Annotated in this window: 14 protein-coding genes; 6 read left to right on the top strand and 8 right to left on the bottom strand. The window is 45.5% G+C overall.

Translation table 11 applies throughout. From position 1 onward, the window contains the following. Positions 1-26: 26 nt before the first annotated feature. Entirely contained in the window at positions 27-1,004 is a 978-nt protein-coding gene (locus ACLFWI_RS02490; protein ID WP_446411594.1) for a cysteine synthase A, read from the top strand. 102 nt (positions 1,005-1,106) lie between these two features. Here the strand turns inward: ACLFWI_RS02490 and ACLFWI_RS02485 are convergent, their stop codons facing one another. Beyond that, positions 1,107-1,424, bottom strand: a complete 318-nt coding sequence (locus tag ACLFWI_RS02485; RefSeq protein WP_446411593.1) for a DUF3082 domain-containing protein — start codon at positions 1,422-1,424, stop codon at positions 1,107-1,109. Between the two features lie 386 nt (positions 1,425-1,810). On the opposite strand from ACLFWI_RS02485, the gene ACLFWI_RS02480 reads away from it, so the two are divergent. The 4 genes from ACLFWI_RS02480 (at position 1,811) to ACLFWI_RS02465 (ending at position 4,866) form a co-directional block, all read left to right on the top strand. Beyond that, positions 1,811-2,635, top strand: coding sequence for a hypothetical protein (locus ACLFWI_RS02480; RefSeq protein WP_446411592.1), 825 nt, complete (start codon positions 1,811-1,813; stop codon positions 2,633-2,635). A gap of 39 nt (positions 2,636-2,674) precedes the next feature. Further along, positions 2,675-2,815 carry a hypothetical protein gene (locus tag ACLFWI_RS02475; RefSeq protein WP_446411591.1) on the top strand — a complete coding sequence of 47 codons (141 nt, stop codon included), beginning with the start codon at positions 2,675-2,677 and terminating at the stop codon, positions 2,813-2,815. A gap of 82 nt (positions 2,816-2,897) precedes the next feature. Continuing rightward, positions 2,898-3,413, top strand: a complete 516-nt coding sequence (locus tag ACLFWI_RS02470) for an N-acetyltransferase family protein (RefSeq protein WP_446411590.1) — start codon at positions 2,898-2,900, stop codon at positions 3,411-3,413. Between the two features lie 508 nt (positions 3,414-3,921). Continuing rightward, the gene (locus ACLFWI_RS02465) at positions 3,922-4,866 is read left to right on the top strand and encodes an NAD(+) kinase (protein WP_446411589.1); all 945 of its coding nucleotides are present in this window, start codon (positions 3,922-3,924) and stop codon (positions 4,864-4,866) included. 276 nt (positions 4,867-5,142) lie between these two features. Here ACLFWI_RS02465 and ACLFWI_RS02460 read toward each other — a convergent pair whose 3' ends face one another. Continuing rightward, positions 5,143-5,442: a hypothetical protein gene (locus tag ACLFWI_RS02460; RefSeq protein WP_446411588.1), complete on the bottom strand. Its 300-nt coding sequence runs from the start codon at positions 5,440-5,442 to the stop codon at positions 5,143-5,145. Between the two features lie 314 nt (positions 5,443-5,756). Between ACLFWI_RS02460 and ACLFWI_RS02455 the strand changes: the two genes are divergently transcribed. After that, entirely contained in the window at positions 5,757-7,073 is a 1,317-nt protein-coding gene (locus ACLFWI_RS02455) for an aminopeptidase P N-terminal domain-containing protein (RefSeq protein WP_446411614.1), read from the top strand. 1,018 nt (positions 7,074-8,091) lie between these two features. On the opposite strand, the gene ACLFWI_RS02450 is transcribed toward ACLFWI_RS02455, so the two are convergent. From ACLFWI_RS02450 to ACLFWI_RS02425, 6 genes are all read right to left on the bottom strand, one after another. Beyond that, positions 8,092-8,487 carry a hypothetical protein gene (locus tag ACLFWI_RS02450; protein ID WP_446411587.1) on the bottom strand — a complete coding sequence of 132 codons (396 nt, stop codon included), beginning with the start codon at positions 8,485-8,487 and terminating at the stop codon, positions 8,092-8,094. Positions 8,488-8,674: 187 nt separating this feature from the next. Then, a complete protein-coding gene (locus ACLFWI_RS02445; protein ID WP_446411586.1) occupies positions 8,675-9,292 on the bottom strand; it encodes a hypothetical protein in 618 nt (205 codons plus the stop codon). A 65-nt stretch (positions 9,293-9,357) separates the two neighbouring features. Further along, positions 9,358-10,383 (bottom strand): RAMP superfamily CRISPR-associated protein, encoded by a 1,026-nt coding sequence (locus ACLFWI_RS02440; RefSeq protein ID WP_446411585.1) that lies wholly within the window; start codon positions 10,381-10,383, stop codon positions 9,358-9,360. 76 nt (positions 10,384-10,459) lie between these two features. Continuing rightward, positions 10,460-11,008 carry a hypothetical protein gene (locus tag ACLFWI_RS02435; RefSeq protein ID WP_446411584.1) on the bottom strand — a complete coding sequence of 183 codons (549 nt, stop codon included), beginning with the start codon at positions 11,006-11,008 and terminating at the stop codon, positions 10,460-10,462. 128 nt (positions 11,009-11,136) lie between these two features. Further along, positions 11,137-12,099: an RAMP superfamily CRISPR-associated protein gene (locus tag ACLFWI_RS02430; RefSeq protein ID WP_446411583.1), complete on the bottom strand. Its 963-nt coding sequence runs from the start codon at positions 12,097-12,099 to the stop codon at positions 11,137-11,139. Positions 12,100-12,129: 30 nt separating this feature from the next. Further along, complete coding sequence (locus tag ACLFWI_RS02425) at positions 12,130-12,750, bottom strand: hypothetical protein (protein ID WP_446411582.1); 621 nt, start codon at positions 12,748-12,750, stop codon at positions 12,130-12,132. Between the last annotated feature and the right edge of the window lie 140 nt (positions 12,751-12,890).

Raw genomic sequence — 12,890 nt, 5'->3', positions numbered from 1 at the left:
AATAAAGCAGCAAACTGGTAAAGCAAATGGATATTAAAGACGGCTTTGTCGGCACAGTAGGGAATACCCCTCTAATTCGATTAAATAGCTTCAGCGAAGAAACAGGCTGTGAAATCCTGGGAAAAGCTGAGTTTCTTAATCCTGGCGGTTCTGTCAAAGACCGCGCCGCCCTCTATATTATTCAAGATGCTGAAGACAAAGGGTTACTCAAGCCCGGTGGTACAGTTGTTGAGGGAACGGCGGGTAATACGGGTATTGGTTTAGCGCATATTTGCAACGCTAAGGGATACAAGTGCCTAATTATCATTCCCGAAACTCAATCCCAAGAGAAAATGGATGCATTAAGGACGCTAGGTGCCGAAGTGCGTCCGGTTCCGGCTGTGCCGTATAAAGACCCAAATAATTACGTTAAGCTATCGGGACGAACTGCCGAAGAGATGGAGAATGCAATTTGGGCAAATCAGTTTGATAATTTAGCCAATCGACAGGCACATTACGAAACCACGGGACCCGAAATTTGGCAACAAACCGATGGTAAAGTGGATGCTTGGGTGGCGGCGACAGGGACAGGGGGAACATTTGCTGGGGTGTCTATGTTCCTAAAAGAAAAGAATCCCCAAATTAAATCGATTGTGGCTGACCCCATGGGAAGTGGGTTGTACAGTTATGTGAAGACGGGGGAAATTAACACAGAAGGAAATTCTATTACTGAAGGGATTGGCAACAGCCGAATTACTGCCAATATGCAAGGGGTTCCCATTGATGATGCGATTCAGATTGATGATAAAGAAGCCGTGCGGGTAATTTACCAACTGCTGGAAAAAGATGGTTTATTCATGGGTGGTTCTGTGGGAATTAATGTTGGTGCAGCCGTAGCTTTAGCCAAAGAAATGGGACCCGGACATACAATTGTGACGGTGCTTTGTGATAGCGGTTCGCGTTATCAATCGCGGCTTTATAATCGGGAGTGGTTGGCACAAAAGGGGCTGTTACCGGAAAGTTAGTGGTATCATCATCACATCTGTAGAGACGTTGCATGCAACGTCTCTACAATACATATTTTTTTGAATTTGTCAACCTCTAGACAGGAGTTGATCACTAAGCAATCATTTTGCCCGTTGGGTGAAGCGTTGCACCGTCAATTGGATGGCTAAAGCCACCAAGCCAACAGCCACGAGACTAAAGACAGCCGTGGCGAGAGTACTGATTCCCACAACTAAAGTACGAACCGCGATCGCAATATTAATCGCCGTCACGTTCCCAGAGGGTAGAGGTTTATTCGCTAAGGATTGTGCAATAGCGGTTGTCAGCCAGTATCCCGCGATCGCCAGAGAACTCGATATCAAGGCTGAAACCAAGCAGCGCAAGGGAGTCGGCGGCGTTTGTTCGGTAGTCTTTGGTTGGTTATCGGGATTAGTGGTCATAAATCTGATGTCTAGGGTTTCATCCTTTATTTATTATGAGTGATTTGTCAGACACCCTATTACTGTGTAGAGACGTAGCATGCTACGTCTCTACATCACCGTTAACTGTAGTTACATCAAGCGATGCTTTAACCGTTGCTTTCTGAGGCTGAGTCAAATTCAACTTTGTCATAAATATCTGCCAGGGTTATTTGGAATGAGAAAGAGTTGAGAGAAACGATTTCATCAGCATCATCATACTCATAAAATGTCCAGCGTTTTCGCTCAGTTTTGAAATAGTGTTCAATTTTCTGAGTTTATTTCAAACTCCAGGTATTCTTCAGGTGTATAGAGCTTTTTGTCTTCAACTTGCATGATCATTAATCCGCCAAGTCGATGTTTGGTTTGTGCCAACGCCATCGCCATCGACAGTACCGGAAAACTTAGGTTTACTGGGTCGCATGGCAGCAACGGCTTGTCTGTTGGAACCTTTCCGCAATGCACCGAGTCCATCAGAGGTACTCGACTGTCAGAGTAAGTTGAATTCAGTCCGTAGCGAAATGCGGCGTAAAGCCAGACGAGAAGGAACTTCTTTTCGAGAAGCGGATTGGCCCCATTTATGGATTCTCTCGCCCTCTTGTTCGACAAGGTTGTTGGACGGATTTGGTGCGAGACTAAATGAGTCGGGAAACTGGGGGGAAGGCGTGTATTTTCTGCAGGAGTTCCAGAAGAGTGCATTGATCGCGATTAACCAACTCCCAGTTACTGAAGATACACTTTGGTTAAGGGTTCTGGGAAAAAGGGGAACTCAGAGGCGGGCGATCGATGAGTTGGTTGCACTGCCACAACAAAACCCCTTTCGACAGACTATTCTGGAGATTCTGGCGAACTGGCGTATCACTGTCAACGAAAGCGAAAATTTAAGTGAACAGGATAGGGAGTTGCTTATGAACTTATCACCCGCTTATTTGAAATGGCAGGAAGAAACCTTACAACAAGGTCGGCTTGAAGGTATACAAGAAGGTATACAAGCAGGTCGGCTTGAAGGACAACGGCAGATGGCGGAAAACTTTCTCAGAGTGCGATTTGGTTCACTTGATGAACAATTGTCGGGTGCGATCGCGCCAATGTTACAGTTACCCCCTCCAGAGTTGACTCGTCTGTTGTTTAACCTTTCTCGTGAGGAACTGTTGGTTTGGTTTGGAGATGTGCCTTGGCAAGAAGATACCTGATCCGAAGGAAGGCGAGAAATAGTAGAAAACTTCCTCCGAGTGCGATTTGGTGAACTGGATCAGGAATTATCGAGTGCGATCGCGCCGATGTTACAGTTACCTCCTCAGGAGTTAACTTCCCTGTTGACTACCCTTTCGGGTGAGCAATTGTTAGAACGGTTTGGAGAGTCCTCTGGCTAATGAATGTTAGACGACACCGGAAACGTTCTAGACACGTCCCAGACGCCTTTGGCAATAAGATAATTGGTGGTAAAAAACAACTATGGCGATGAGATATGTTATCCGCCCAGTAGAGGTAACTGATGAACCTTTTTTGTGGGACATGCTATATCTGGCACTCTATGTTCCACCCGACGCTACACCTTTACCACGAGAGGTGATTTATCAGCCGGAATTGGCTAAGTATATTAAAGATTGGGGACAACCGCATGATATCGGTTTTATCGCTATGCTTAAGGACAGTCAAATGCCTGTGGGTGCGGCGTGGTTACGACTATTTAAGAGTAGCAATAAAGGATTTGGATATGTCAACGATGAAACACCAGAACTAGCCATCGCTGTTTTGCCGGACTATCGCGGTCATGGTATTGGCTCTCAACTCCTTACCCAGTTAGTTGAAACAGCGCAACCGTGCTACTCTGCCGTTTCTCTAAGTGTATCCCCTGATAATCCCGCCTTGCGATTGTATCGCCGCTTTGGGTTTGAAGTTGTTGGTCAAGGGGGAAATTCGTTGACCCTGACTAAAAATTTTATTTTCCATAAAAATTATATGAACTAGACTATTTTAGTGAAATTAAAAATGGTTTTATGCCCATTCTGTTCTTAAAATTCCATCCGCAATTTTATGTTGATTGATGTCCATCTTAAAATGAATTAAAGACGCCTGATGAGGACGTACACATAACGTTATCCTGGAAAATATTCAGTATCTAAGGTTACATGTTTGACATTTGGGAGTCAGGGCAAGACGTCTAAAAAACAGTAGATTAGCTTTATTTCCACCGCGCTGTACTCCTTTGGCTGCGCTACGCTAATTAAAGTTATTTCGATTCCCCGGTTCTGATCAGCAGACGACAAGGATCGATAATTGAGACGGATAAGCTGTCATGCATTTAAATTGGGTATTAGTAGCGAGCAAGATGCAAAGCCTGCGGCATGGCTTCGCTAAACGCACTACAAGGCTTTCGCCATTCCTGATATTAAGGTTTAAATGCCGAACAGCTTAACCACCCGTGCGATCGCTTTCCCATCGAGGACATCTCTCAAACGTCAGTAACGAGGTCACCGTGCAGCTAAAACAAGTGATTATCGCCCACAAAGCCAGAGACTCCCAAGGTCAAGCTTGGGCGGAAAAATGCGCTCGGCAATTGGAACAACGCGGTTGTCATGTCCTGATTGGACCAAGTAGTGCTAAGGATAATCCCTATCCTGTGTTTTTGGCATCTGTAATGCACAACATTGATCTGGCGGTAGTGCTGGGAGGGGATGGCGCCGCCTTAGCCGCCGCACGACACCTAGCCCCCGCAGGTATCCCGATTTTGGCGATCAATATTGGTGGACATCTGGGATTTCTGACAGAACCCTTTGAAGCGTTCAAGGATACCGAACAGATATGGGATCGAATTATCGAAGATCGCTATGCTGTGCAGCGACGCATGATGATCGAAGCTTTTTTATTTGAAGGGGATTCCCGCCAGGATAGCTTTGCCACAGGTACCAATCTCGAACCAATCAGCGATCGCTATTTGGCGCTAAATGAAATGTGCATCAAACCCGCCTCAGCCGATCGGATGATTACCTCGATTCTGGAAATGGAAATTGACGGAGAAGTCGTCGATCAATATCAAGGGGATGGATTGATTGTCTCCACACCCACGGGTTCCACCTGCTATACCTTATCTGCCAATGGTCCAATTCTCCATGATGGCATGGAAGCGATCGGGGTGACACCGATTTGTCCCTTAAGTCTATCCAGTCGCCCCTTAGTCTTACCTGCGGGTTCCGTCGTCAGCATTTGGCCCCTCGGCGATTATGAACTCAACACCAAGCTGTGGATGGATGGGGTAATGGCAACCCCGATTTGGCCCGGACAACGGGTGGATGTGCGTAAGGCAGATTGCTATGCTAAGTTTATTGTTCTCCGCGAAAATAATTCCTACTACAAAACTTTACGGGAAAAACTCCAGTGGGCGGGGGCGAGATTTCATTATAGTAATAATCACCGACATTAATTGATGTAGAGACGTAGCATGCTACGTCTGAATTTTGAATGTGTAGGGGCGGGTTTTACTCCTATCGTTTTTGACCTAACCCAGATGTGACTAAACCCGCCCCGATCAAATTTTGAGACTAATACCAAATCCGCCTTTATTATCCCCTTTTGCAACGGCGATTGAAATCGCTGCTACACAAACAAAGTCCGCCTGCGCGGACTAGGTTATAACGAAGGTAGCGTTCCCCAGATTTGGTATAACGTTTGGGCAAGAATGCGCGAGTCCCTACGATGATTATTGAACCGCCAGACTAGACATTTTCAAATAAATCTTATTAAATGTTTCATTGGGAACCAGACCGAGGGGATCAGTGGCAAAATCGGCTTTGAGTCGTTTAACCTGATACATATCAATTTTTAAAATAGTGGATCGAAACTGTTTCCAGGTGGTGGATAAAAACTCGGAACGAATCGCCATGGATTTGAATAAATTGGGTACCATACCAAATCCCAATTCGGCGCTAATTTCATCGTAAATATCTTGGACGAGGGGCTGGGTGATCTGATGGGTGTCTTGCAGGGGAAACTGTGCCATAATTGCCTCGAAAATGATTGCGTTTTGGTAATACAATGTATTACGATAGATTGAGTTCTCCTTGCACCGACTTTTAAGTTGGCGAGAGAGGAGATACGCCGGGATAAAATCCAAGCAGCAGAGTTCATGGCGATAACCAATTAACCCTGAACGATGAACAATAACGTCTAGTAGAATGCCCCCAAAGTGGTCGTCAAATTCCAGTGGTTCTCTCGTGCATTGCCGGAATTGACTAAAGTAAGAATAATAAAACCCTAACCATACATATCAGTTCTGGGGTTAATTGTCTACCCAAAAGCGAGCGAAACATAATGATGATTTCACAAGTCGAGTATCGCCAACGCCGCGAACAGTTGATGAGTCAGATTGGTAAGGGGACGGCTATCTTCCGCAGCGCCCCGGTTGCGGTGATGCATAATGATGTGGAATATAATTTTCGTCAGGATAGTGATTTCTTTTATCTGACGGGGTTTAATGAAGCTGAAGCCGTGGCGGTGTTAGCGCCGCACCATGCTGAACACCGCTTTGTTCTGTTTGTCCAACCTAAAGATCCAGAGAAGGAAGTTTGGACAGGGTATCGGACGGGGGTTGATGGGGCGAAGGAACGCTACGGTGCGGATGAGGCGTATCCGATTACGGAACTGGATGAGAAGTTACCCCAGTATTTAGAGAAGGCAGATCGGATTTATTATCAGTTAGGGCGCGATCGCGAGTTTAATCAAACCGTTCTCACCCATTGGCAAACCTTAATGAGGACGTATCCCAAGCGGGGAACGGGTCCGATGGCGATTGAGTCCACAAATCCGCTTCTCCAGAAGATGCGCTTGGTGAAAAGTCCAACTGAGTTAGAGATGATGCGTCAAGCCGTGGCGATTTCTGTAGATGCTCATAATTATGCTCGAAAATTTGCCCAACCAGGATGTTATGAGTACCAAATTCAGGCGGAAATCGAGCATATTTTCCGCCAACGAGGGGCGTTGGGTCCAGCCTATCCGTCGATTGTGGCGTCGGGGGTGAATAGTTGTATTTTGCATTACGTGGAAAATACGCGCCAGATGGAAACTGGGGATTTGTTGTTAATTGATGCGGGGTGTGCGTATCAGTATTACAATGCCGATATTACCCGCACGTTTCCGATTGGGGGCAAATTTAGCGAAGACCAACGGATCATCTATGATTTGGTATTGAAGGCGCAGCAAGACGCGATCGCACAAGTACAACCAGGAAAGCCTTATAATCTATTTCACGATACCGCCGTGCGCGTGTTGGTGGAAGGATTAATGGATTTGGGATTACTGGCGGGAGATATCGAGGAAATTATTAAGGAGGAGAAATATAAACCCTTCTATATGCATCGAACTGGACATTGGTTAGGGTTAGATGTGCATGATTCTGGGGTATATAAGAATGGGGAAGAATCCTGGCAAACCTTTGAACCGGGTCAAGTGGTGACGGTAGAACCGGGATTATATATTGGCTTAGATATTAAACCGGTAGAAGGTCAACCTGAGATTCCTGAACGTTGGCGCGGGATTGGCGTCAGAATTGAGGATGATGTTTTGGTTACCGAGTCGGGGAATGAGGTGTTAACCGCTGGGGTTCCCAAGTTGGTAGACGAGATGGAAGGGTAATGATTTCACCCAAATCCCGGCTGTAGGGGCGGGTTTAGGGGCTTTCATCGCGGTGTAACCAATAACTTTTGTCGCAAAACCCGCCCTTTTCTAAAATGGAGGGGGTAATTATTTCACCCAGATCCAGGGTTGTAGGGGCGGGTTTAGGGGTTTTGATCGCGGTGTAACCGATAACTTTTGTCGCAAAACCCGCCCTTTCCTAAAATCGAGGAGTGGGTAGCCCCTATATCAATCCCAAAGTAGCCCTGAACTAAAGTACTCGAAGAGAAGCCGCTTCGCGTCTACGGGCTAAAAGCTTAAACCCGTTAAAACGGGTTCAAAGACTTAGCTAGTAAGCTTTAGCTTACTTGAGCTTTAGGTTCCGGAAATTCATTTCCTGGCGTTCAAGCTGCCAACATGCTATGTTAGGTAGGATTTGGTAGTTTCAGTCCCCTTGAGGGGATTTAGTCGGTGGAAACCCAGCGTGTCGCCAATCTGGAACCAATCGAGGTTAGTAAGGCTTCAGTCCCCTTGCGGGGATTTAGTTGGTGGAAACTCCACCCTCTGAAACCTCGTCTGCATGAGGATTCTAGCGAAGATTTTCGTAAACCTCCCCGGAAATTCGCCCCCGCTTCGGTTCACGAAATTTTGGGCTGATTTCACTATAGAGCGATCGCAGTGTCTTGACGAGGTTTATTTTGCTCCCCATTGCGGTTACTCACGTTTTCTGGGCGCACGTCGGTGCGCCCCTACGATTTTAATCCATAAAGTTCCCCTTGCGGGGAAGAGGTGAAAGACGACTCAACAGTTGAGTCAACTTCTAGAGGCGTGTTTCCATCCCCTTGCGGGGTAAGTTTATCAAGCGATTACCGCTTGCGGAAACTTAACTCCTCTAGCCAAATCAAAGATAACCGTACTGGTTCTAAAAGTCAAGTTGGTATCAACTCAAAACAGCCGTATGAATTCGGGGAGAGTGGTAACATGTCAGCGACTCTCCCCAGTGAGGTAGGATGCTTACCCTGATATCATCCAGATATGTCTAGTCGTTTTTGTCAGACTCCGGCTTAACTTGCTCCACATCGCGATCGTTGACAAACAAGTCAAAGCGGTTACTAATATCCAAGTTCTGCCCAAGTTGGACAAGGTTATTAGCGCCAACGATTAGCGCTGAGGCAATTGCCACCAGTATCTGAAGTTTCTGCAAATACTTCCAAGAACAAAATTTAGGTTGGAAATTTGCGCGGTTTTGCGTCGGCTTCGAGTGTGTAAGGTTTTCTTGGAACTTATCCGTCAAAACCAACGGCTGTAGATTATTGTCCGGTACGTCATCTTGGAGCGTAAAGTCATGACCATCCGGTGACGGGTGTGCAGATAAATCTAATTCGGCTAAACCTGCTACAGGGTCAGCCACCAATGACTTCGAGTCTTTTTGCATTGTTCGTTACCTATTGTTAAATACGCCAGCTAGAAGTTGCTTGCAACAGTTGAGTCGATTTTGAGTGCTTATTCAGACATCTTTCCTCCCGAATATGTATCAATTTTTACAAACTCACGGTTTTAACCCTGAGCTTACCTTCTATCCTAATCTCAGACTCATCTTAATGACCACCAACAAAGTTATTTCAACCAACGCATTTAACCTTTTTGAGACTTCCATCCTGCTTGAGAGCCATAACCTCAACCTTGACATTTTGCCCTTCAGAAAACGATTTCGCCTTTTTTGGCTCTTTTTCCGTTAATTTAATCGTTTCCAGAATCGTGTATGTTACCTTATTTCCCTTAACCCCTGTAACCGTGGCGTCCAAGACTTGACCCACCTGAAAATCATGAGTGCTAACCACCTCAGCAATTTCCGCTTGACGCGCTGACTCGACAACAGGGGCGCTAATTTCGCCAACGGGTTCAGCGTTTTGGTAATAGCGCATTAGCCGATAAGACCAGCCTAAAATATGTAACATCACCGGGGGATTATCTTGATAGGCTTTTAGGTATTGGTTACAAGTATTGTCAATCGCTTGGTAATAGTCAGACGTTCGCTTACTATGTCCAATTTGTCTGCCATTCCTGACCAAGGTTTTGAGATAATCAAACAATTTAGTTCCGTCTTGGTTGGCGTAATTGCGAAGATAGGCGATCGCTTTTCCTAGTTCATTGGCGTCTGTATCGGCTTGAACCAAAGTTTGCGCGATCGCGTGGGCAATTTGCCACTGGAGTTCGGTTAAGTCTTCAGTTACTACCATAGAGATTTTATCCTTGGTTCTTCCCAGTTGTTAGAGACGTTGCATGCAACGTCTTTACAATGGTTCTAATACATTCCTTCCGGCGGTTCTCTATCCGTAGGATATCCCAATACCTTGACTAACTCCTGCAATGGCTGGGATTGCACCAATTCTCGATGCGCCGCCTGAATCGCCTGTTGGATGAACTGTTGCAAAGGTTTTCCGGTGAGGGGTTGGGATTGAGTTAGGTAAGATAAATAGCGATCGCGTATATTCTCCACAGGTTCTACACTCGTTACCTCAACCGTCATTGTCCCCATCCCAATCGGTTTACCCCCGCCAACTTTAAGTGCGATCGCCTGTTGTGTATCTTGTCCCAGTACAATCAGTAGGGTTCCCAGTTCTGCTTGGGTTAAATTTCGATAGGGTAATGATGTGGTAAACCCAAAACTTTTCACCGCTTGTTGTACCGATATTCCCTGCTGTTCTCCTTTATCGATAGCCCGAATCGTGTGATAATAAAACTTGCGCCCAGCGACCTTTCCCTGGTTAAAATAACCTGGGTATTCATGAGGACGAGGACGATAGAGAGACGGCATAAATCCGGGACGAAATTCAGTGGATTCACACTCAGCATCACTAAACTGAATTAACCCTTGCCAATTCAGCGCCCCAAATACCCGACAAGCGGGACAAAGTTGGGTTTTGTCGCGACATTCCTGATAGCCTGGGGGGATTTGATTCGGTTTTGCCTTGGTTTTACACAAACAGCTACGGGTAATCGCTTCATAGGTGGAACGTACCACACCTTTAAGAGAACTACCGGGAATAATTAACTGTCCTTCGCTTCCCTGAATCATAGTTTTAATCAAGGGAATCGACTTTTGTCCCACATCCGTTCCCAGGGCGATAACTCCTGTAGAAACGTGTAATCCGGTTTGAACCGTTAATTTTAGATGTAACCTTCCATGAACGCGATCGCGATAATATTGATCTTGTCCTTTGGGATGTTGTAATTGTGGCTTGTCTTTGGGTAAAGGGATGAGATGATAGGGTTTCTGGGCAATACTTTGGGATTGTTGAGGACGGGGACGGGGTTTATTATAACTCATCGGCTTGCTGAATAAGTACTGACTTAATTAGCCCTGAATTAAAGCCCTGAACTAAAGCCCTGAACTAAAGTTCGGGCTAAAAGCTTAAACCCGTTAAAACGGGTTGACAAGACTCACTGTTTGGCATTTCCACAGTTAAGGCAACAAAATGCACCGTTGCGGTGGGTTGAGCGATAAAATAACGTTGGGCTAGTTTCGGCTGATTGGGGGAAGTATTTCTCACATCCAGACTTTCGGGGTAAATTCGCGATCGCGGAAATCGGGTTTCAGTTTTAGGATACCCATAAGCTGGACGTTGTTCGGTTTTCCAATAGGATTTATCCTCAGATTCACTGGCATATTCCGGATCATCAATAATCGATTTAAACCCCGGAACCTCACCCGTATTCGACAACACAAGGACGCTATAACCATCATTTTGGTGTTTCCAGCGCAATTCGCGATCGCAATTAAACATCTGTCCTTCTGGAGAGGGAAAATCACCAGGAATATTTTCCACAATTCCACTCACTTGATGACTCCAGCGCAGAAAATAATAACTCGGCGAAATTGCTTGCTGTTGCAATAATTCTCTTAACTGAGTTTCAGTGAGCAAATCTTGACAAACACCGACAAAAGGATTCATGCTGCAACTCCTTCTACTGTGACTCTTCACGGGAAGTCTAGAAACCTGAGTCGGGGCGGGTTTAGTTACATCTGGTTGCAACCGAAAAGATAGTAGTGAAACCCGCCCCTACACAATTCACACTCACGTTACGCCACATACGGTGAAAAGTCGGCTTCCACTCTCTGACGCCAAGCCCGAACCGCCCGCATAAATAAATCCTCAACTTGTACCTTTCCTTGCCAGTTTAACTGTACTCCAAACCCCAGCGCCATTGATTCCGCCCGGACAGGAGTATCTTGCATATCATTAGCCGGAAAACCATAGCGTTCTCGTTCCGCTTCCGCCAAAAACACACCAGCCCCCAAAAGTTGATTATCTTGCCATTCACCGCCACCTCCCAGACTACGAATCCGTTGATTTTCAACAACACAACCCGGATATTGAACAACCGCCTCGTTTAATTTTACTTCCACAATTCCCAAACCGCGAGACTTAGCAAACCCCAAACCAAACCATCCCTCATCTAAATCGCGCAACACCAAACCAATTAATCCTAATTGGGCTAACGAGAAGTTTTTCAGATGGAGTTTAGTACGAAACTCCCCAGCCGTACAAACTTGATAATTAAACGGTCCCACCGCCACCGAACCAAATACGCGGTCAATCGCCACACCATTCCGTTCTTCCAGTTTCACAGGTTGAGATTCAACTGGATAAGCATCCTCAATTCTCACCCGACTGGCAATTGACGTATTACCAAACATCTGATCGGTAAACGAGGATAACTTATAGAGTTCATAACCTGACTGATCTTTCAGATAATCATAGTTATCATTTAACGGATCATTTGCCCAGAGGCTATTCGGATTATCAGAATTCCGATTATCCCGTCCCACCGTTCTAACAATTCGTTCCGCATGGGCGCGAATTGCCCCTTTTAGAGAACTTCCAGGTAAATAAACCGAACGCCCTCCCCGATGATAGGTTTCCACAAATTCCATATCCGGCTTCGTGGGATCAGCACCTTCCCGCCCTGACTTAATCAGAATCGGACCACAGGGAATTAAACTAAAATCAATCGTACATTGATTAACCAATCGTTTATGCATAATCTAAATTGATCTTAAACTACCTATCCTTTAAGCCGCGACTAAGGTATCGAGTTGGGCTTCACAGTGTTGAAAAATAGAGTGAACAGCAGCAAAGAGTTGATCAAGATTTTCAATAATGTATGGAGTCGTATGTTTGGTAAATACATTACCTTCTAGTTTGCCAAACTGCCAAAGTTGCCCATTAGAAACAATCCCAAAGACAGTAATCTGAGGATATTGATTCAGACGTTGAGCCGCCACCATCTCAGCTAAACACTGACCCCACCCTTCTTTAAATTTATCTTGCTTTGCCTCAACCAGTAAGAAATAGGGTTGGTCAAAAACCACCTTTCCCAAGGGAGAGCGTTTCGCTAAAATATACTCCGGAAATCCAGAAAGATTATCATCGCAATTAAGCGATTCATGACTCCATAAAATAAACTTACTCGAATAACATTTCCAGACCTGTTTTAGCACCGGATAAATAAGATTCTCACAAATAGCAAACTCTGAATTATTCACCACCCCTTCCCGCATCACCATCTGGAGATCTTCCCGGAAATAGTCCGGAATATCAAAAGGAGATTCAACAATAAAATTCGCTTCAGTATAAGTAATCTGAAACTCTTGGATAACATCCGCAATACTTTTGTACTTACTAAATGACATAATCATCACCTCACATCGTTTGTAGTTGCGCGTAGGGTGCGTTAGCGGAGCGTAACGCACCGTTTAAAAAGGGCGGGTTTTGTTATTCAATTATCGGTAACCAGCCAGATTAAATCCCTAAACCCGCCCCTACGATAGGG

The organism is Coleofasciculus sp. (genome assembly GCF_046539235.1).
Taxonomy (GTDB): Bacteria; Cyanobacteriota; Cyanobacteriia; order Cyanobacteriales; family Coleofasciculaceae; genus Coleofasciculus.
Note: the sequence above shows the minus strand (reverse complement) of the source record. Positions and strands in the feature narration are given on the sequence as shown.

What these genes read in the sequence shown, in the direction of transcription:
- ACLFWI_RS02430 (WP_446411583.1), bottom strand. Translation starts at nt 12,099, where the DNA reads ATGCATAAACGATTGGTTAATCAATGTACGATTGATTTTAGTTTAATT.
- ACLFWI_RS02435 (WP_446411584.1), bottom strand. Translation starts at nt 11,008, where the DNA reads ATGAATCCTTTTGTCGGTGTTTGTCAAGATTTGCTCACTGAAACTCAG.
- ACLFWI_RS02490 (WP_446411594.1), top strand. Translation starts at nt 27, where the DNA reads ATGGATATTAAAGACGGCTTTGTCGGCACAGTAGGGAATACCCCTCTA.
- ACLFWI_RS02470 (WP_446411590.1), top strand. Translation starts at nt 2,898, where the DNA reads ATGGCGATGAGATATGTTATCCGCCCAGTAGAGGTAACTGATGAACCT.
- ACLFWI_RS02425 (WP_446411582.1), bottom strand. Translation starts at nt 12,750, where the DNA reads ATGTCATTTAGTAAGTACAAAAGTATTGCGGATGTTATCCAAGAGTTT.
- ACLFWI_RS02440 (WP_446411585.1), bottom strand. Translation starts at nt 10,383, where the DNA reads ATGAGTTATAATAAACCCCGTCCCCGTCCTCAACAATCCCAAAGTATT.
- ACLFWI_RS02445 (WP_446411586.1), bottom strand. Translation starts at nt 9,292, where the DNA reads ATGGTAGTAACTGAAGACTTAACCGAACTCCAGTGGCAAATTGCCCAC.
- ACLFWI_RS02485 (WP_446411593.1), bottom strand. Translation starts at nt 1,424, where the DNA reads ATGACCACTAATCCCGATAACCAACCAAAGACTACCGAACAAACGCCG.
- ACLFWI_RS02450 (WP_446411587.1), bottom strand. Translation starts at nt 8,487, where the DNA reads ATGCAAAAAGACTCGAAGTCATTGGTGGCTGACCCTGTAGCAGGTTTA.
- ACLFWI_RS02460 (WP_446411588.1), bottom strand. Translation starts at nt 5,442, where the DNA reads ATGGCACAGTTTCCCCTGCAAGACACCCATCAGATCACCCAGCCCCTC.
- ACLFWI_RS02455 (WP_446411614.1), top strand. Translation starts at nt 5,757, where the DNA reads ATGATTTCACAAGTCGAGTATCGCCAACGCCGCGAACAGTTGATGAGT.